General features: G+C 66.7%; 17 protein-coding genes and 1 pseudogene. 10 read left to right on the top strand and 8 right to left on the bottom strand.

Translation table 11 applies throughout. From position 1 onward, the window contains the following. Positions 1 to 19: 19 nt before the first annotated feature. From C1737_RS02500 to C1737_RS02475, 6 genes and pseudogenes are all read right to left on the bottom strand, one after another. Positions 20 to 856, bottom strand: a pseudogene (locus tag C1737_RS02500) (MCE family protein); the annotation flags it as partial. Continuing rightward, complete coding sequence (locus C1737_RS02495) at positions 853 to 2013, bottom strand: MCE family protein (protein WP_102417741.1); 1161 nt, start codon at positions 2011 to 2013, stop codon at positions 853 to 855. The pseudogene C1737_RS02500 and the gene C1737_RS02495, both read right to left, overlap by 4 nt. Beyond that, positions 2010 to 3038, bottom strand: a complete 1029-nt coding sequence (locus tag C1737_RS02490; protein ID WP_068099236.1) for an MCE family protein — start codon at positions 3036 to 3038, stop codon at positions 2010 to 2012. Before C1737_RS02490 ends, C1737_RS02495 begins: the two co-directional genes overlap by 4 nt. Next, positions 3035 to 4303, bottom strand: a complete 1269-nt coding sequence (locus C1737_RS02485) for an MCE family protein (RefSeq protein ID WP_102417126.1) — start codon at positions 4301 to 4303, stop codon at positions 3035 to 3037. Before C1737_RS02485 ends, C1737_RS02490 begins: the two co-directional genes overlap by 4 nt. A gap of 4 nt (positions 4304 to 4307) precedes the next feature. Further along, positions 4308 to 5156, bottom strand: a complete 849-nt coding sequence (locus tag C1737_RS02480) for an ABC transporter permease (RefSeq protein ID WP_067928154.1) — start codon at positions 5154 to 5156, stop codon at positions 4308 to 4310. After that, complete coding sequence (locus C1737_RS02475; protein ID WP_102417125.1) at positions 5153 to 5920, bottom strand: ABC transporter permease; 768 nt, start codon at positions 5918 to 5920, stop codon at positions 5153 to 5155. Before C1737_RS02475 ends, C1737_RS02480 begins: the two co-directional genes overlap by 4 nt. A 611-nt stretch (positions 5921 to 6531) precedes the next feature. On the opposite strand from C1737_RS02475, the gene C1737_RS02470 reads away from it, so the two are divergent. The 3 genes from C1737_RS02470 to C1737_RS02465 all read left to right on the top strand — a co-directional run bounded on the left by C1737_RS02470 (position 6532) and on the right by C1737_RS02465 (position 8751). Then, complete coding sequence (locus tag C1737_RS02470; protein ID WP_067928159.1) at positions 6532 to 7335, top strand: Stf0 family sulfotransferase; 804 nt, start codon at positions 6532 to 6534, stop codon at positions 7333 to 7335. A 128-nt stretch (positions 7336 to 7463) separates the two neighbouring features. Further along, on the top strand, positions 7464 to 7628 hold the full coding sequence (locus C1737_RS26665) for a hypothetical protein (protein ID WP_156764574.1): 165 nt from the start codon (positions 7464 to 7466) through the stop codon (positions 7626 to 7628). Positions 7629 to 7632: 4 nt separating this feature from the next. Beyond that, a complete protein-coding gene (locus C1737_RS02465; RefSeq protein ID WP_102417124.1) occupies positions 7633 to 8751 on the top strand; it encodes a YeiH family protein in 1119 nt (372 codons plus the stop codon). A gap of 26 nt (positions 8752 to 8777) precedes the next feature. Here the strand turns inward: C1737_RS02465 and C1737_RS02460 are convergent, their stop codons facing one another. Next, a complete protein-coding gene (locus tag C1737_RS02460; protein ID WP_102417123.1) occupies positions 8778 to 10799 on the bottom strand; it encodes a family 2A encapsulin nanocompartment cargo protein cysteine desulfurase in 2022 nt (673 codons plus the stop codon). Continuing rightward, positions 10786 to 11709, bottom strand: a complete 924-nt coding sequence (locus tag C1737_RS02455) for a family 2A encapsulin nanocompartment shell protein (protein WP_067917186.1) — start codon at positions 11707 to 11709, stop codon at positions 10786 to 10788. Before C1737_RS02455 ends, C1737_RS02460 begins: the two co-directional genes overlap by 14 nt. Positions 11710 to 12103: 394 nt before the next feature. Between C1737_RS02455 and C1737_RS02450 the strand changes: the two genes are divergently transcribed. The 7 genes from C1737_RS02450 (at position 12104) to C1737_RS02420 (ending at position 19216) form a co-directional block, all read left to right on the top strand. Further along, positions 12104 to 13381, top strand: a complete 1278-nt coding sequence (locus tag C1737_RS02450) for a thioester domain-containing protein (protein WP_102417122.1) — start codon at positions 12104 to 12106, stop codon at positions 13379 to 13381. A gap of 9 nt (positions 13382 to 13390) precedes the next feature. Continuing rightward, positions 13391 to 14323, top strand: coding sequence for a cysteine synthase A (cysK, locus tag C1737_RS02445; RefSeq protein WP_067917182.1), 933 nt, complete (start codon positions 13391 to 13393; stop codon positions 14321 to 14323). 2 nt (positions 14324 to 14325) lie between these two features. Then, complete coding sequence (gene cysE, locus C1737_RS02440) at positions 14326 to 15015, top strand: serine O-acetyltransferase (protein ID WP_102417121.1); 690 nt, start codon at positions 14326 to 14328, stop codon at positions 15013 to 15015. A gap of 7 nt (positions 15016 to 15022) precedes the next feature. Next, a complete protein-coding gene (locus C1737_RS02435) occupies positions 15023 to 15442 on the top strand; it encodes a thioredoxin family protein (RefSeq protein WP_067917178.1) in 420 nt (139 codons plus the stop codon). Positions 15443 to 15594: 152 nt separating this feature from the next. After that, the gene (locus C1737_RS02430; RefSeq protein ID WP_102417120.1) at positions 15595 to 16716 is read left to right on the top strand and encodes an LLM class flavin-dependent oxidoreductase; all 1122 of its coding nucleotides are present in this window, start codon (positions 15595 to 15597) and stop codon (positions 16714 to 16716) included. After that, the gene (locus C1737_RS02425; protein ID WP_102417119.1) at positions 16713 to 17834 is read left to right on the top strand and encodes an LLM class flavin-dependent oxidoreductase; all 1122 of its coding nucleotides are present in this window, start codon (positions 16713 to 16715) and stop codon (positions 17832 to 17834) included. Before C1737_RS02430 ends, C1737_RS02425 begins: the two co-directional genes overlap by 4 nt. Further along, positions 17816 to 19216 (top strand): NtaA/DmoA family FMN-dependent monooxygenase, encoded by a 1401-nt coding sequence (locus C1737_RS02420; protein ID WP_369807465.1) that lies wholly within the window; start codon positions 17816 to 17818, stop codon positions 19214 to 19216. Before C1737_RS02425 ends, C1737_RS02420 begins: the two co-directional genes overlap by 19 nt. The last annotated feature ends 98 nt before the right edge of the window (positions 19217 to 19314 follow it).

Below are 19314 nucleotides of genomic sequence, written 5' to 3'. Positions count from 1 at the left end.
TGTCGGCGCGGCTGTCGTTGAGGGCGGTCGTGATCGAACTCAGCCGGTCGAACGTGGCGCCCATGGATTCCCGGTTCTCGGCGAGGAAGTCGCGCAGATCCGCCAGGGCGCCGTCGAGGCCCTTCACCGCGTTGGCGATTTCGTTGGGGCTGTTCGTCAGGATCGTCGTCACGCTGGCCAGGTTCTGGTTGAAGGAGGCCAGCAGGTCGCTGCTCGAATACAGCGCCGACACCAGCAACTGCAGATTGCGCACCGTACTGAAGATGTCGTCCGCGTGGTCGCCCAGCGCCGAAATGGCCTGGGAAAGCTTGATGACCGTGTCCCGGGCGGTGTCTCCCTGGCCGCGCAGGTTGTCCGCCGCCGAATTGATGAATTCACCGGCCGAGTTCACACCGCCGGGCGTCGTCGGCTGCAGGGCGTCGGTCAGCTTCTCCAGCTGCTTGCGGAAGTCGTCCCATTCGACGGGGACCGCCGTGCGGCTCAAGGGGATCGAGGCTCCCGGGCTCAGTTTCGGCCCGCTCGAGTAGGCCGGGACGAGCTGGATCGCGCGAGCTGTCACCAACGACGGCGACAAAATCGCCGCGCGCGCATCGGCCGGCACCGGGTACTGCTTGTCGACGGAGAACGTCACCTTGGAACTGTTGGGTTGTGGCTCGATCTTGTCCACCACGCCGACGGGGACGCCGAGGATCCGGATCTCGTCACCGACGAACAGTCCGTTGGCCTCCGTGAAATACGCCGAGTAGGTGTTCTTTTCCACGTCATTCCAGAGCTTCTTGCCGACCAGGAACGACGCGACGACCAGCGTCACGGCCAGGGTCACGGCGGTGACCCGGCGCAGGGTGCGTCGCGTCATTGCCCGCCACCTTGCGCGGGCGCGGGGCCGGGCTCGGGAGTCGGCCCCGGTGAGGGCGGCTGGGACCAGATGGGGTGCGGCGCGTTCTCCGGCGGCACGGGCGGGGTTCCGGTCGGCGGGTCCACCGCCTCCGACGGAGGTTTCTGGTTGGGATCCAGCGGCCGGTCATACATCCGCGCATCGAGGGTCGGCCCGCCCAGCTGACCCGGGATCAGGTTGGCGACGTACGCCTTGAAAAACGGCCCGGAGCCCAGCACTTCACCAAACGACATCGCGTACCGCTTGAATTTCGGCAGCGTCCGTTGCAGGTCTTCCTTGCGGTTGTCGAGGATCTCGAGCACGCCGTTGAGCTTGTCGAGGGCGGGCTTGAGCTGGGTCCGGTTCTCGTTGACCAGTCCCGAGATCTGGTGCGACACCGCGGTCAGGTTGTTCATCAGCGCGTCGACCGAATCCCGTTCGTCCAGCAGCGCGGCCAGCAACGCGTTGGAGTTCGCCACCAGCCCCGCGATCTGCTGACTGCGCCGGCCCAGCACACCGGAGACCTTGTTGGCATTGCCCAGCAGGTTGCGGAGTTGCTCGTCGCGGTTGTTGAGGGTCTGCGAGAACCGGGCCACGCCCTGCAGCGCGGGCTTGAGATCCGCCGGCGTTTCCTTGAAGGTCTCGGCCAATGTCGTCAGCGCCGAGGACAATTGGTTGGTGTCCAGGCCGCTGACCGTGGTGGTCAGGTCGCCCAGCGCGACCGGGAGGTCGTAGGGCGAGGTGGTGCGTTCCAAGGGAATCGCGCCCGCCAGCTTGCCTTGGCCGCGCGGCGTGAGTTCGAGCATCTTGCTGCCCAAAATCGTTTCGGTCTTGATCGCCGCTTCCGTGCGGTCACCAAGCTCGATCCCCCTACGGACGGTGAAGCCCACTCGAACCTTGGTGCCTTCCAGGCGGATCATCGAGACCCGGCCGACACCCATGCCGGAAACCCGCACGGTGTTACCCACCTTGATGCCACCGGCTTCGGAGAAATACGCCGCGTAGTCGTTGGTGTTCTTGACGAACGGCAGCTTGTCGTACTGGAAGGCGGCCACGGTCACGCAGATCAAGATCGCGGTGCCGATCACGCCGATGGTGACGGGACTTCGCGAGCCGAACGATAGCTTCGGTAGCCTCATTTCGGCGTGCACCGCCCGCTCGCCTGACCGAGCAGCTTGACGTAAATCGGATTGCCCCCCTTGCCGTTCAGCTTCAGCAACACCTCGCAGAAGTAGAAGCCGAAGTAATCGCCGTTGAGCCCCTGCCGAGCCAGCACCTGATAGGTGTCGGGAAGCTGCTTGAGCAGGTTGTCCACGTAATCCCGGTCGGCAAGTACCTGGGCCGACATCCGGTCGGTCTCGTGCACGACGTCCTTGATCGGCTGCCGCGCCTGCACCAGCAGGTCCGTCATCGAGCCCGCGGCCGCGTTGATGTAGGCCAGGCCCGTGGCGATGTCGTCCTTGCGTTGCGTCAGGCCGTCGACGAACGCGGACAGTTTGTCCAGCCCGTCGGAGAATTCGTGGTCGCGCGCGGCGAAGGTGTGCAGCACGGTGTTCAGGTTCATGATCAGCTCACCGATCAGCTCGCTGCGCCCCGCCAGGGTGGAGGTCAGCGTCGAGGTCTGCGCCAACACCGAGGAGAGCGTCCCGCCCTGCCCCTGGAAGATCCGCAGCAACTCCCCCGACAGCGCGTTGACCTGGTCGGGATCGAGAGCCCGGAACAGCGGGCGGAAGCCCCCGATCAGCGCGTCGATGTCCAGCGCGGGTGACGTCCGCGCCAGCGGGATCGTCGCATCCGGCGGCAGCCGGCGCGGCGAGCCTGGCCCTTCCTCGAGCGCGAGGTAGCGATCACCGATCAGATTCTCGTAGCGCACAAGGGCTTTGGTGCCCTCGGTGAGGCGCACACCCTTGTCCACCGAGAAGCCGACGGTGACTGTGCCGTCCCGGTGCAGCGTGAGGTCACCCACCTTGCCGACCTCCACCCCGGCGATGCGGACGAAGTTGCCGGACTTCAGACCGGAGATGTTGGTGAAGACCGCCTGATAGCCGGTGCGGTCCTCGAAGCGCAACTGCCCGAAGACCGCGATCAGCGTGAACGTGAACACGAGGCAGATGGCCGTGAAGAGCGCGACGCGCGCGATGATCCCGGAAAGGTTCTTTCTCATGGGGGCGGCTGCCCCCCGCGGAAGAAGTAGCGCGGCGCCTCGGGCGGGTTCTTGGTGGTCGGGAAGTAGTTCGACCACCAGGGGTTACCGGCGGCGACGTTGGTGCGGATCTCGTTCGGAGCGGCGCCCCAGCCGGTGTCGGTGACCAGCGCGCGCACCGGGAAGTTGGCGCTCGGGTCCGGCAACGAACCACAGCTGGGACGACCGCCCGGACCGCCGGTCGCGTTCACCTTGGGCAGGTGTTTCGGGTACCGGTACGGGTCGTCGCCGAAGAGCAGCCCGGCGTCCATGATGAACGAATAGCCGTTGCCCCCCAGCATGTCCCGACCGCCGTGGTCCACGTACCACTGCGCGCCCTGGAACAGGCAGGTGAAGGTCGGCGAGTATTTGTTCAGCAGCGCCATGGTCGGGTCGAGCAGGTTCACCGAATGCACGATGTCGGCCTCGTTGCGGCCGATGACGTTGATTCCGGCCTGACTGAAGCCCGCCGCCGACAACAACAGCGTGTCGAGCGACCGCTGGGTTTCGGTGAGCGTGGAGCTGGTGGTCGCGGCCGAGTCGAGGATCGACAGAATGTCTTGTGCCGCATCGGAATAGATGTCCGCCGTCTTGCCGAACAGCCGCCAGTCCCGGTGGATCGTGTCCATCCGGGGGTTGACGGTCAGCAGGACGTCGTTTGCATCGGTGATCGCCTGGCCGATCCGTTCCCCCTTGCCGCGCACCGACTGCGCGAACGCCGACAGGATCGCGTTCAGCTTGGCCGGGTCGATGGCCTGGACCACGCCCTGCAGATTCTCGAAGACCGTGTTCACTTCGACGGTGACGTTGCGGGAGTGCAGCACCGCGCCCTGCTTCAACGGTGTCGGACTGGGGTGCTCGGGCACGATCAGATCGACGTACTTAGAGCCGAAGGCGGTGGTCGACTTGATCTCGGCCTCGAGGTTGCTCGGCAGATATTTGAACGGGCCGGGCTGAATTTTGAGTTGCAGCTGAGCCGCTTTCACGTCGGTGCCGATGGACGCGACCTGTCCCACCTCCACGCCGCGCAGCTTGACTTTGGCTCCGGTTTCCATGACGAGCCCCGCCCGGTTCGACACCAACGTGAGCGGGACGAAATCCTGGAATTTGCCGGAGAACGACGCGGCGGTGAGCGCGACCAGTCCCCCGATCAGGACGAACAAGGTCGGCGCCCACCAGATCGGGTCGATCTTGCTCTCGCGGACCCTGTTGCTCGCGCCGGGCCCACTGCTGTCGTAGTTGCTCATGCAGTCATCCCGACAGGTTGAAGTTGCCGGACTGCCCGTACACGGACAACGAAATCGCCAGGCAGACAAACGCCGTGACGATCATTGACGACCGCACCGAACGACCGACGGCCTCCCCGACCCCGGCGGGACCGCCGGTCGCGGTGAAACCGTAATAGGTGTGCACGACCATCACACCGGTCGCCATGGTGAGGGCCGCCAGGAAGGACCAGAACAAGTCGGTGGGGCGCAGGAACGTGGAGAAGTAGTGCTCGTAGACGCCGCGGGATTGGCCGTAGCTGTAGATCGTCAGGAACTTGGCCGCGATGAACGACATCAGCACCGCGACGGCGTAGAGCGGGATGACGACCAGGATCCCGGCGATGATCCGTGTCGACGACAGATACGTGATGGCGCGAATACCCATCACTTCCAGCGCGTCGATCTCCTCGTTGATCCGCATGGCCCCCAGTTGCGCCGTCGCACCGGCGCCGATCGTGGCCGCCAGGGCCAGGCCTGCGGTGCAGGGCGCGATCATCCGAACATTCAAGAAAGCCGACAGAAAACCGGTCAACGCCTCGACCCCGACGTTGGACAACGTGTCGTAGCCCTGGACAGCAACCAGGGCGCCGGTGGTCAGGGTCAGGAAACCGATGATGCCCACCGTGCCCCCGATCACCGCCAAAGCACCGGTGCCCATTCCCATTTCGGCGATCAATCGCAACAGTTCGCCCGGATAGCGTCGCACCGCATCGGCGGTGTTGGCCAAGGATCGGCCGTAGAACGCGGTCTGTTCACCGAGATTACGGGCGTAATCCGTCGCCCTCGGTCCGAGGTTGGTGAACCACGTTGGTTCTCGGGCTGCATCGGTCATTTGGCGGTGACCTTCACGCCCAGCGCGGTGAGGATGATGTTGATGAAGAACAGCGCCATGAAGGAGAATACGACGGTTTCGTTGACGGCATTGCCGACGCCGGTGGGACCACCGCCCACGGAAAGGCCCTTGTAGCAGGCGATCAGGCCCGCCGACAACCCGAACAAAGTTGCCTTGATGAGCGACGTGACTACTTGGGGCAGCCCCGTGACGAGTGTCATTCCCGCGACGAACGCACCGGGGGTGACGTGCTGGACGAAGACCACGAAGACGTAGCTGCCCACCAAGCCGGTGACAGCCACCACCGAGTACAGCAGGACCGCGACGAAAGTCGCGGCGATGATGCGGGGAACCACCAGGGCCTGGATCGGATCGACGCCGATCACCTTCATCGCGTCGATTTCCTCGCGGATGGTGCGGGCGCCGAGGTCGGCGCACATCGCCGTCGACCCGGCACCGGAGACCACCATCGCCGTGACGACCGGACCGACCTGTGTGACCGAGGCCAGACCCGCGCCGGCGCCGGACAGGTCACCGGCGCCGATCTCGACCAGCAAGATGTTCAGGACGAACACGATGAGGACCGTGTACGGGATGGACAGCATGATCGTCGGAAAAATGGACACTCGGGCGACGAACCAGATCTGCTCGAGCAACTCCCGCCAGGCCCAAGGACCCCGCACCGCGGCGATCAACGCCTGGGCGCCGAGCACAAAGAAATCGCCCAACGCGTTCATGGGCTTGGCGATGGTGGTCCCTTTCATCGGGCTCGCTCAGCCCGACCGCCGTCCATATGACTCAAACCTGTTTTCCGTTCTCTTAACGCAATTAATCTGCTCGCAATTAGCCGACTCGAGCGGCTTTCTTACACGCCGAACCGCGATGTCACGTTGCGCGCATAGACCACGCGAGGAATTTACGGGCAAGACTATGACCGCGTCAGGGTTGCAATCACTAAGAAGAAATCAGGCAAGCGGCATGTGACCCTGGGGTCAGGTCCCGTATCTCCGGCCCGCACTCGGTCCGGCTGCAGCGCATAACCCCCGGATATGACCGTCATCAGCGGTCGCGCGGCGACCGTGTCAAACCACCGTTAGCACCGCCGGCGGCGCGCGGGGCCCACCCGGCCGACATGCGGCCGACGTCACATTTGTTCCGAAGCGGTTCGGCAGCGGGGACGCGGAATAGGAACTCGTTACCCGACGAGTTTCCATGTTCTGACAACCTGGTTGAGCACTCACGGCCACCGTCCCGTTCGGCTATCGCCGCCAATCGACACAGTTCGGACAATCGGTGTTCACGGCAAGGATTACCTTCAGGGTGAGCGGAAAACGCAGTACCTGCGCAAGCACTTACGTGCCGATAGGCTGACACAGTGACCGACGCCCCGTCCTCCTACTTGGTGCTCGCGTCGCAGCGGAGCGGCAGCACGCTGCTGGTCGAGTCGCTGCGCGCGACCGGCGTCGCCGGCGAGCCGCAGGAGTTCTTCCAGTACCTGCCGGCCACCAGCCAGGCGCCACAGCCCCGCGAGTGGTTCGCCGGCGTGGAGGACGAGTCGATCCTGCGCCTGCTCGACCCGCTCGATGTCGGGACCCCGGACCTCGCGCCCCCCGAGATCTGGCGCGACTACATCCGCACCGTCGGCAGGACGCCGAACGGCATATGGGGCGGCAAGCTGATGTGGAACCAGACGCCGCTGTTGTTGAACCGCGCCAAGAATCTGCCGAATCGCAGCGGCGACGGCCTGCTGGCCGCGATCACCGACGTGGTGGGTGAGGAACCGCTGTTCATCTATGTGCATCGCCCCGACGTGATTTCACAGGCGGTGTCGTTCTGGCGGGCGGTGCAGACGCGGGTGTGGCGGGGGCGGCCCGACCCGGCTCGCGATGCGCGGGCCACTTATCACGCCGGCGCGATCGCACACGTCGTGACCATGCTGCGCGCCCAGAACGAGGGCTGGCGAAATTGGTTCGCCGAGGAAGACGTCAAGCCCATGGAGATTCCGTATCCGGTGTTGTGGCGCAACCTGACTCAGGTGGTGGCCGCCATCCTGGAGGCATTGGGGCTCGACCCGCGGCTGGCGCCCGAGCCCGTGCTCGAACGTCAGGCCGACCAGCGCTCCGATGAGTGGGTGGACCGGTACCGTGCGGACGCCGAGAAGCTCGGCCTGCCAACCTGACCAAAGCCGAAACCGCGCTTCTAAATTCAGCACGAGCCAATCACTTTCCCGGGGCCGTCCCAGACGCCACCATTCGCTCAGCAGCGTGTGGCGTCCCAGGCCGCCGTAGTGATCGAGGAGCGGTGATCGTGAGTGAAGGCGTGCCGACCGACGGCGGCGACAAAGAGATCGCGCAACGGCCGGGCTGGGCCGCGAGGCTCGGTTCGATATCGGTGGACTGGTGGGCTACCGCGGTGGCCGGCGTGATCGTCGCGTTGGCGGTGGCCGACGTGCTCCCGAAGATCCCGTGGTGATCGCGTGAGCACGGTTCGTGTCGAACCCGACGAAACATCGGCCGACGCCACTTTTACCAGTGCACGCCCGCTGGACTACGTGCCGGGCATTCTGCTCCTGATCGGGGTCGGCGTGCTGGGCAAGTACGCGCAAATCTGGTGGAACACCCTGGCCAAGCACCACCACTGGACGGTGCCCGACATCGAATACGTGTTGTGGGCCATCGTGATTGGGCTGCTCATCACCAACACCATCGGTCTGCATCCGATCTTCCGGCCCGGCGTGCAGACGTACGAATTCTGGCTCAAGGTCGGAATCGTGGCGCTGGGTTCGCGATTCGTCCTCGGAGACATCGCCAAGCTGGGCGGCATCAGCCTGGTGCAGATTCTGGTGGACATGACGATCGCGGGGACCATCATCATTGTCGTGGCACGAGCGTTCGGGCTTTCGGGCAAGCTCGGGTCGCTATTAGCGATCGGTACGTCGATCTGCGGCGTATCCGCGATCGTGGCCGCCAAGGGTGCGATCCGCGCCCGCAACTCCGACGTCAGCTATGCGATCGCGGCGATTCTGGCCCTCGGCGCCGTGTCGCTGTTCGTATTGCCGCCGTTGGGGCACGCGATCGGGCTGACCGATCACGAATTCGGGTTGTGGGCGGGACTTTCGGTGGACAATACCGCCGAAACCACGGCCACCGGGTATCTGTACTCCGACCACGCCGGCAAGATCGCCGTGCTCGTGAAATCGACGCGAAACGCGCTGATCGGGTTCGTGGTCCTGGGATTCGCCCTGTATTGGGCCGCGCGCGGGCAGGCCGACGAGATCGCGCCGGGGGCGAAGGCCAAGGCCGCGTTCATCTGGGAGAAGTTCCCGAAATTCGTGCTGGGCTTCCTCGTGGTTTCCGCGATCGCGACCGCGGGCTGGTTGACGAAGGGCCAAACCGCCAACCTCGCCAACGTGTCGAAATGGGCTTTCCTGCTGACCTTCGCCGGTGTCGGGCTGAACACCGACATTCGCCAGATCGCGCGCACCGGGTGGCGCCCGCTGGTCGTCGCCGTCATCGGCCTTACCGTCGTCGCGACGATCTCCCTGGGAATCGTGCTGCTTACCTCACGCGTGTTCGGTTGGTACGCGGGCAGTTAGTCGTGCGCTAGCCGCGGCCGGGGCGGCTACCCGACGTTGGTGCCGCCCTCGGCGATCCGGCGCACCGCGCGCAAGAAGACGTCGATCTCCTCGAACGTGTTGTAGAACGCGAACGACGGGCGAACGGTGGCCTCCAACCCGAGGCGCCGCAGGGCCGGCTGCGCGCAATGATGACCGGCGCGCACCGCGATGCCCTCGGCATTGAGCGCCTTGCCCACCTCCAGCGGCTCGTGTCCCGCCAGCACGAAGGACAGCACACTGGCCTTCTCGGTCGCCGTACCCACCAGCCGGACGCCGGGGATGTCGGCGAGGCGCGGCGTCGCGTACTCGAGCAGCGCGTGCTCGTAGGCCGCGATCCGCTCGATGCCCAACCGCTGCACGTAGCGCAGCGCCTCGGTCAACCCGACCGCGTCGGCGATGTTGCCGGTGCCCGCCTCGAACTTGGTCGGCGGCCCCTGATAGAGCGAGCGTTCGATCGTGACGTCGGCAATCATGTGGCCGCCGCCCTGCCACGGCGGCGTCTCGGTCAGCGCCTCCTCGGTGCCGTAGAGCGCGCCAATTCCGGTGGGGCCGTAGATCTTGTGCCCGGAGAACACGAAGAAGTCGGCTCCGAGCTCGGCCACGTCCACCGGCATGTGCTGAATCGACTGGGCGCCGTCGATCAAGACCTTGGCGCCGTAGCGATGGCCCAGCTCGACGATCTTGTCCGCCGGGACCACCGTGCCCAACGCGTTGGACACCTGGGTGGCGGCCACCAGCTTCGTCCGCGGACCGAGCAGTTCCTCGAATTCGCTCAGCAACAGGTTGCCCGCGTCGTCGATCGGCGCGACCTTCAGGATCGCGCCGGTCTTCTGCGAAATGAGCTGCCAAGGAACGATGTTCGCGTGGTGTTCGAGGTGGGTGATGACGATCTCGTCGCCCGGTTGCAAATGCTTTGCGCCCCAGGCGTGCGCCACCAGGTTGATCGCCTCGGTGGTGCCGCGCACGAACACGATGTTCTCGGAGCTCGGGGCGCCGATGAAATCGGCCACGGTGTCGCGGGCCTCTTCATAGGCATCGGTGGCCCGCGCCGCCAGCTCGTGTGCGGCGCGGTGGATGTTCGAATTCTCGTGAGAGTAGAACCGCACCAGCCGGTCGATCACCACCTGGGGCTTCTGGGTGGTCGCCGCATTGTCGAACCAGATCAACGGCTTACCGTTGACGACCTCCTTCAGGATCGGGAAGTCCGCCCGGATCGCGTTGACGTCGAACACCTCATGGTCGTCCCGCAATCGCGGCACCGACTCGGTCGCCGTCGGGAAGTGGTAGTTCTGTTCGTCGCCCACCGGCGCGGCCGCCGGCGCGTCAGACCAGCCAAGGTTGACGGCCGCCGGAGCCTCGGGCAGCCACCACGGCGCCGAATTGCGCTGGGCCGCCGGAACAGCCGGCGGCGTCCCGGCCAGCACTCCGGGGACCGTCGGCACGATGCCACGGGGCACCACGAATCCGCCCGGGTGGGTGGCGCTGGGCGGTAGATGGGGACCTGCCGGTGCCGCCGTCGTATCGGGCACACCGCCGCGGGGGGCGACCGGCAACGCCTGCGGCGGGGCTTCGGGTTCGGGTGACGTCGGCGCGGGGAGGTAGATGTCGGTGAAACCCAGCGCCGGAACCGGCGCCGGATACACATCGGCGGTACCCGCGGCGGCCTGCCCGGCCGACGTCGCGGCCGTCGTGTCCGGCACGCCGCCCCGCGGCGCGACGGGCACCGCCTGCGGCGGGACCTCGGGTCCGGGAGACGCCGGCGCCGGCAGATAGATGTCGGTGAAACCCAGCGCCGGAACCGGCGCCGGATACACATCAGCGGTGCCCGCCGCCGCCTGCCCCTCCGACGTCACGGCCGTGACGTCGGGCACGCCGCCCCGCGGGGCGGCCGGCACCGACTGCGGCGGGCTGTCCGGACCCGGGCGGATGCTGGCCGCATACAACTGGCTGGCCAGCGCGGCGAGCTCCGCGGCGCTGATCGGCAGGTCGCTTTCGGCGTCTACCGCGCGGTACTCACTTGTACTCATGGAACTGGTCCACGGCGACGCCGTCCAGCACGCCGAGCGCGTCGTCGGTAAGCACGGCCAGGGACGTGTAGAGGGTCACCAGGTAGGTCGCGATCGCCGACTGGTTGATGCCGGTGAACCGCACCGAGAGGCCCGGCGCCTGTTCGCCAACCAGTCCCGGCTGGAACAGGCCCACCACGCCCTGCCGCTCCTCACCGGTGCGCACCAGGATGAACTTGGTCTTGCCGTCCTCCACCGGAACCTTGTCCGACGGAATCAGCGGGATGCCGCGCCAGGTGATGAACTGCGCGCCGAACAGGCTCACGACCACCGGTGGCACGCCCCGGTAGGTGGCCTCACGGCCGAACGCGGCGATGCCCAGCGGATGGGTCAGGAAGAAGCTGGGCGTCTTCCAGACCTTGGTGATCAGCGCATCCAGGTCGTCGGGCGTCGGGGCGCCGGCCAGCGTCTGGATCGTCTGCTCGGGAGTCGCCTGGGCGAGCAGCCCGTACTCGGGGCTGTTGACCAGCTCGAACTCCTGGCGTTCCTTGATCGTCTCGATGGTCAGCCGCAGCTGCTGCGCGATCTGATCGTGCGGGCTCGAGTACAGGTCGGAGACCCGCGTGTGGATGTCGACCAGGGTCGAGATGCTGCGCAGCGTGTATTCGCGCGGACTCGTCTCGTAGTCGACGTAGGTCTCCGGCAGGGGTTCTTCGGTGCCCGCGCCCGCTTCGGCCTTGATCGCCACCCCTTCGGGGTTGACCACCCGGTTCACCCGGTACAGGCCCGCTTCCACCGGGACCCAACTGAGCAGATGCAGCAACCAGCGGGGGGTGATGGTCGAAAGCTGCGGGACGGTCTTGGTCGCATTGGCAAGCTGCCTGGCTGCGAGATCGCCAAGTGCCTGAGACTCGCTTTGAGCCGACGTCATTGGGTCCTCCATGGTCGGTCGAATACCGCGGCGTGGTGCGGCAGGTCCATGTCACCGGCCGTGACCGGGTCCGCGCGCCGAGCTTAGGCAAGTTTAGGAGCGCCGCACAGCCTTTACTTGCGTACTGAGTAAAAGGGCCGTAACCCGCCCGCGATCTGACAGTGATCGTCGTCTGCCCCTATAGTGGGGCCTATGCAACAGGCCGTTCAGCTGCGCTTCGTTCCTTCGCGCTGCATTGTCGCCGGCCGTTGTTGTCGCTGTTGTTGATTTCCTGACGCTCTTACGACGCCTTAGAAAATTCCGCGCTCTCCCGCCGGTGGATGGGTTATCCGTCTTCCCCGCGGTCGCCGGGCGCGCATTCGTAACCAACGCCTTTCAGGAAGATCAACCACCCATGACAGTGTTGTCCATACCCACCCGCGCCTCGGCGCCGGTGGCGACCCGCCGCCGGGTCCTCGTCCGGCCGGCAACCGAGCTCGCGCGGATGACGCGTTACCGCGGCGGCACGTACTCGCATACCGTGGACACGATCGTGTTCGCCGACGGTAGCTCTGCACGCACCGACCTGATCAGGGTCAATCCCAACCTGCACGCGTATTCGCTGGACTTCTTCGGCATCGCGCCTCATGAGCCATCCCGATACCGCCTGGGCTGCTGGTCCGCGCTGCCCCACCTGCGCAGCCGCGACCACGAAGCGGAGGTCGACTGGATCCTGCGCAACTCCTTCCCGATGCGCTCGACCGCCGCACTGAGCGACGAACTGCGCGCCGCGCGCGATGCTCTGGGACGTGCCCACATCAGCGAACATGAAGCGATAGCCGCAACGCAGGCCGCGATTTGGCATTTCACCAACGGTTTGGATCTCGACACCCGGCCCCTCAACGTTCCCGTCAAGGTGCGCCGAGCGGGCGGACGCGTGATCACCTTCGAATTCGACGGCGAACCGCAGTTGGGCGGCTACTCGGTGTGGGTGGCGTCCGACGCCGCCGTCGGCCTGAAGCTGCAGAAGTCGGCTGACGGTGTTGTCTGGCAAGATATTTCGCGATCTGAACTGACGGTTGACGCGGGGACGGGCCGCCATCGGCGCACCCTCGGGGTGGGCAGCACGCTGTCGACCAGCAGCCACGGCGGCGGCGGGCGCGGCTATCGCCACTACCGGTTGGTCGCGACGACGGACGCCGCCAACCCGACAATCGACCATGTTCGCTTCTGGCTGACCGGTGCCCGCCACTACCGCAATGCCGACCGCATTGTGCACCTCTACAATTATTTGGTTGACGGGGCGCGCAAAGCCCTGCGCGATACCGTGGAGCCACAGCTAGTCGACACCGAAGCAACCGCCAATTCGGAGCTAATAGGACCGTTTCAAGTGCCAATCCCGTTGAAACTCAACGTCGGTGAAGGACACACACTCGTCGACTCCGACGGTGCGAACATCGTCGGCATTGTGCAGGCGGGCACGGACTTTTACCTGCGGCCCGCACCGGGTACGTCCACAACGACCGTCACGGCAACAACACCGCAGAGCTTCAGCGGGCGGGTGCTGACCGGAGTCGCACAGGAGGGGGCATCACACCGATTCACACCGATCGCGCTCACCGTGCCCACGGACGTGGCCATCGAATTCGACATCAGCTGGCAGACCGACGAGTCATGTACCGACATCGCCTGAGGAAGACAGATGAGCATCGCAGATAACGTCACACAACTGATCGGGAACACGCCGCTGGTCCGGCTGAACCGGGTCACCGAAGGGGCGGTCGCCGACGTCGTCGCCAAGCTGGAGTTCTTCAACCCGGCGAACAGCGTGAAGGACCGCATCGGGGTCGCCATGCTGGACGCGGCGGAGGAGGCGGGGCTGATCAAGCCCGACACCATCGTCCTGGAGCCGACGAGCGGAAACACCGGCATCGCGCTCGCGATGGTGTGCGCCGCACGCGGCTATCGGTGCGTGCTGACCATGCCGGATACGATGAGCACGGAACGCCGAATGTTGTTGCGCGCGTTCGGCGCCGAGATCGTGCTGACGCCGGGCACCGAAGGCATGGCGGGGGCCATCGCCAAGGCCGAAGAGCTGGCCAAGAACGACCAACGGTATTTCATCCCCCAACAGTTCGAGAACCCCGCGAATCCCGCGATCCACCGCAAAACCACCGCTGAGGAGGTCTGGCGGGACACCGACGGCAAGATCGACTTCTTCGTGGCCGGGGTGGGCACCGGGGGAACGCTCACCGGCGTCGCACAGGTCATCAAGGAGCGCAAGCCGTCGGCGCGCTTCGTGGCCGTGGAGCCCTCCGCCTCAGCGGTCCTGTCCGGCGGGCAGAAGGGGCCGCATCCCATTCAGGGCATCGGGGCCGGATTCATCCCGCCGGTGCTCGACGTCGACCTGGTAGACGAGATCATCGCCGTCGGCAACGAAGAATCGCTGGACATGGCGCGGCGGTTGGCCCGGGAGGAGGGGCTGCTGGTCGGCATCTCCTCGGGCGCCGCAGTGGTCGCGGCGCTGCAGGTGGCGCGCCGTCCCGAAAACGCCGGCAAGCTGGTGGTGGTGGTGCTGCCCAGCTTCGGTGAGCGGTATTTGAGCACCCCACTCTTTGCCGACCTGGCGGATTAGCCATGCTCGCGGACATACGACGTGACATCCAGGCCGCCAGGGAGCGCGACCCGGCCCGACCGACCACGCTCCAGGTGATCCTCGCCTATCCCGGCGTGCACGCGATCTGGGGACATCGAATCAGCCACCGGTTATGGAACCGCGGTGCGCGGCTGGCCGCCCGGATACTCAACGAAGTCACTCGCATCCTGACCGGGGTCGACATCCACCCGGGCGCCGTCCTCGGCCCCGGCCTGTTCATCGACCACGCGACGGGCGTGGTCATCGGCGAGACGGCCGAGATCGGCGAGGACGTGACGATCTACCACGGCGTCACCCTCGGCGGCAGCGGACGGGACACCGGCAAACGCCACCCCACCATCGGGGACCGGGTGACCATCGGCGCCGGCGCGAAGGTGCTCGGCGCGATCAAAATCGGCGACGACAGCCGGATCGGCGCCAACGCCGTGGTGGTCAAGGAGGTGCCGTCGAGCTCGGTGGTGGTGGGAGTTCCCGGGCAGGTCATCAGCCGCAGCCGGCCCGCGCCCGGTGGCTCCGACGACGCGATGATGCCCGACCTCGTCGGTGTCAGCCTGCAGTCGCTGCTCACCAGGGTTTCCAAGCTGGAGAACCGGGTGGACGGTTCGGAGACCGGCCGCGTGATCCGGCCACCCGAGGCCGGGGTGTGGCACGGCGAAGACTTCTCCATCTGAGGACCCCGTGAGCACTCTTGTCATCGCCGGAACGGCCCTGGTCGCAGCGCTGAGCGCTGCGACCGCGATCGGTGCGGTGCTCAATCGACGCTCGGGCGTGCTGCGCGAGACCGGCACCGATTCCGAACACGACAACTCGGACCTCGGCTTGGCATCGACGGGGCCGACGGTCGTGCACTTCAGCGCCGCGTGGTGTGGGCCATGCGGAGCGGTTCGCCGCGTGGTCGACCAAGTGTGTGCCGACCTCGGCGACGTGTCGCACGTGGAGATCGATATAGACGCCAATCCCGCGGCCGCCAAACGGCTCTCGGTGTTGTCCCTGCCGACGACGTTGATCTTCGACGCCGAGGGCCGCCAGCGCTACCGCAGTGCCGGCGTGCCGAAGGCCGGCGACCTGCGAGCATTGTTACAGCCCCTGTTGGCGTAGCTCGAATCACCAAGAAATCGAACGATTTTGCGCCACGCGTGGCGGCGTGAACTCGGCGAAATATTACTCGCCGCGAACTTAATTCGGTTGCGGAATGCATCGTCGCGCACGGCGTTGCACAGTGGGTTGGCACCGCAATCGGAAGGCCTGCCATGACGAAGCTACACCTGGCCGTGGGGCTGGACGGCTACGGCTGGCACCCGCACGCGTGGCGATACGCCTTCGCGCACAACGCAACCGGCGGCGGGCACCTCGGCGGCCGGTACTGGGCCGCGCTGGCCGGCATCGCCGAGCGGGGCCTGCTGGACTTCCTGACCATCGACGACAGCCTCGATGTGCAACCGGGCCGGCGGCCCGAGGTGTCTCCGCGGCGGTTGGCGGGCCGAGCCGACGCCGTGCTGGTGGCCGCGCGCATCGCGCCGGTCACCACCCACATCGGCCTGGTGCCGGTGGCGACGGTGACGCACACCGAACCCTTCCACGTATCCAAAGCCATTGCGACGCTGGACCATATCTCGCACGGGCGGGCGGGCTGGCAGGTGCGGGTGAGCGCCACGGCGCACGAGGCCGCGCTGTTCGGGCGGCGGACCGCCGTCGAGGCCGAGCCGCTGTTCGACGAGGCCGCCGACGCCGTGGATGTGGTGCGGCGGCTCTGGGACAGCTGGGAGGACGACGCCGTCATCCGGGACGTGACCACCGGGCGCTACATCGACCGCGACAAGCTGCACTGCATCGACTTCGTCGGCAAGTTCTTCGAGGTCAAGGGCCCGTCCATCACCCCGCGGCCACCGCAGGGCCAACCGGTGGTCATCGCGCTGGCACATCAGCCGCGCGTCTATGGGTTCGCCGCGACCGGCGCCGACCTCGTCCTGGTCACCCCGCACGACGAGGAGTCCCTGCGCGTGATCCTGGGGGACGTCGCCGCGGCGGAGCGCGCCGCCGGTCGCGCGCTCAAGGTCTACGCCGACCTCGTCGTCTCGCTCGTCGAGGACCCATTGACGCCCAGGGCGGCCATTTCCTCGGACGCACACGTATTCGCGGGCAGCGCAGACGATTTGGCCGAACTGCTGCTCGCCTGGCACGACGCCGGGGTCGACGGGGTCCGGTTGCGGCCCGCGGTCAACGCGATCGACCTGCCCGCGATCGTCGACAAGCTGGTGCCGCTGCTGCAGCGCGCCGGGGTGTTCCGCACCGGCTACCGCGACGGCGAAACCCTGCGCGAACGCCTCGGATTGGCCCCCGCACCCAACCGCTACGCGACGGTGCCGGCGTGACCGTCACCCCGCTGTCGATCCTCGACCTGTCCCCGATCAGCGCCGGGTGCGATGCCGCGACCGCGCTGCGCAACACCGTCGACCTCGCCCAGCACGCCGAGCAATGGGGCTACAAGCGCTACTGGCTCGCCGAGCACCACTTCGTCGCGGTCGCCAGCTCGTCGCCGGCGGTCCTGATCGGCCAGATCGCCGCGGCCACCGACCACATCCGCGTCGGCTCGGCCGCGGTGCAGATCGGCCACACCACGCCGATCGCGGTCGTGGAGAGCTTCGGCATCATCGACGCGCTTTACCCCGGCCGCATTGACATGGGGCTCGGCCGATCCGGGCAGCGACGCACGGAGGCCGCCACGTCCCCGGCGCCGACGACTTCGCGCCCCCCTCGGCCGTGGGGCGACATCGACGGCATCGTCATCCCCCCGCCGTTCGATCCGACCTCTCTGATGAAGAGCGGGCGGATACGGGCGCAGGCGTCCGCGCTCGCCCAGCCCTGCGCGCAACCCGCCGACTTCGCCGAGCAGATCGCCGCCATCGAAGCGTTGCTCGACGGCTCGTACTGCGTCGACGGCCACGAATTGCACGCCGTACCAGGCGAACACGGCCAGCTGACACCGTGGATCTTCGGCAGCACCCGGGGGCAGAGCGCGGAAGTCGCCGGCGCTCGTGGGCTGCCGTTCGTGGCGAGCTATCACATCACCCCTGGCACCGCGCTCGACGCGATCGCGGCTTACCGCGCAGCATTCCGGCCGTCGACTTGGCTGACCGAGCCGTATGTGGTGGTCTCCGCCGACCTCGTGGTCGCCGACGACAGCGCCACCGCACGGCACCTCGCGTCCAGTTACGGGCGCTGGGTGTATTCCATCCGCAGCGGCCAGGGCGCGATCCCCTACCCCGACCCCGACCTATGCGGGCCACTCACCGAAGACCAGGGCGACCTGGTAGCCGACCGCACCGCGACGCAATTCGTCGGCAACCCCGACGAAGTCGCCGATCGACTGGAGCGACTGCGCCGAGTGACCGGCGCCGACGAACTCGTCATCACGTCCGTGACGCATCGGCACACCGACCGGCTGCGCTCGCACGAATTGATCGCCAAACGATGGGGGCTGACCGGATGAGCGTTCGAATCCCAGAACGCCGCAAGCAGATCATCCTCGGCGCCCACTTTCCCGGGGTGAACAACACCACCGTGTGGTCGGATCCGAGCGCGGGCAGTCAGATCGCGTTCGAATCCTTTGTGCACCTGGCCCAAACCGCAGAGCGGGGGCTGTTCGACTTCTTCTTTTTAGCCGAGGGCCTGCGGTTGCGTGAGCACCGTGGCAAGATCCACGACCTCGACGTCGTGGGCAGGCCCGACACGTTCACCGTGCTGGCCGCGCTCGCCGCGGTCACCGAACGGCTCGGCCTGGCCGGCACCATCAACACCACGTTCAATGAACCCTACGAGGTGGCAAGGCAATTCGCGACCCTGGACCATCTATCGGACGGGCGCGCGGCGTGGAACATGGTCACCTCGTCCGACGCGTTCACCGGAGAGAACTTCCGTCGCGGCGGATTCCTCGACCACGCCGATCGATACAAGCGGGCCGAGGAATTCGTCACCGTCGCCCGGAGGTTCTGGGACGGCTGGCAACCCGATGCCGTGGTCGCCGACATCGATGCGGGGATCTATGCGGATCCCGCCCGCATCCACACCGTCGAGCACCACGGCCCGCAATTCGACGTCCGCGGCGTGGCGTCGCTGCCCGCCGGACCGCAAGGCCATCCCGTGCTGTTGCAGGCCGGCGACTCCAGCGACGGCCGCGACTTCGGCGCCAAGCACGCCGACGCCCTGTTCACGCTGCACGGATCGCTGGAAGCCGGTCAGCGGTACTACGCCGACGTGAAGGCACGCGCCTCCGCCCTCGGGCGGGCACCCGATCAACTCAAGGTCCTGCCTGGCGCGACGTTTGCGCTCGGCGACACCCCCGAGGAGGCGCAGGACAACGCGCGCCACATCCGCGAGCAACAGGTCAGCGGCCCGACGGCGATCGCATTCCTCGAGCAGGTGTGGGGAGTCGACCTGTCGGCTTACGACCCAGACGGGCCGCTGCCCGATATCGATCCGGTCGAGAATCCCGACATCACCCGTGGCCGCGTCCGCCATGGCGACCCGAAAACCGTCGCGGCGGCGTGGCGGGCCCGCGCAGAGGCGGAGAACCTGTCCATTCGCGAGTTGATCATCGAGGGGACGAGCCGCCAGCAGTTCGTGGGGACCCCGGCGCAGGTCGCCGATGAAATCGACAACCACGTGCAGTCGGACGCCTGCGACGGTTTCATCCTGGTGCCCCACCTGACACCGCACGGTCTCGACGAGTTCGTCGACAAGGTGGTGCCCCTGCTGCAGGAGCGCGGCAGCTTCCGCACCGAATACCGCGGCACGACGCTGCGTGAACACTTGGGCTTGTTGCCCGTCTCGGGGTGGTCGGGGGCCCGGACGGATGTGGCGGTCGGCGACTGAAGAAGCTCGCCGCCGGCGCTTCAAACCCTCTTCAAGATGCGTTCACCGCGATCGACGCTACGGTTGCCCCAGGGGCCACGTAGGGGACGGAGATTGCC

This window comes from Mycobacterium sp. 4858 (assembly GCF_900240975.1).
Classification (GTDB): domain Bacteria; phylum Actinomycetota; class Actinomycetes; order Mycobacteriales; family Mycobacteriaceae; genus Mycobacterium.
The sequence above is the reverse complement of the archived record's forward strand: the minus strand, read 5'-3'. Positions and strand labels throughout refer to the sequence as shown.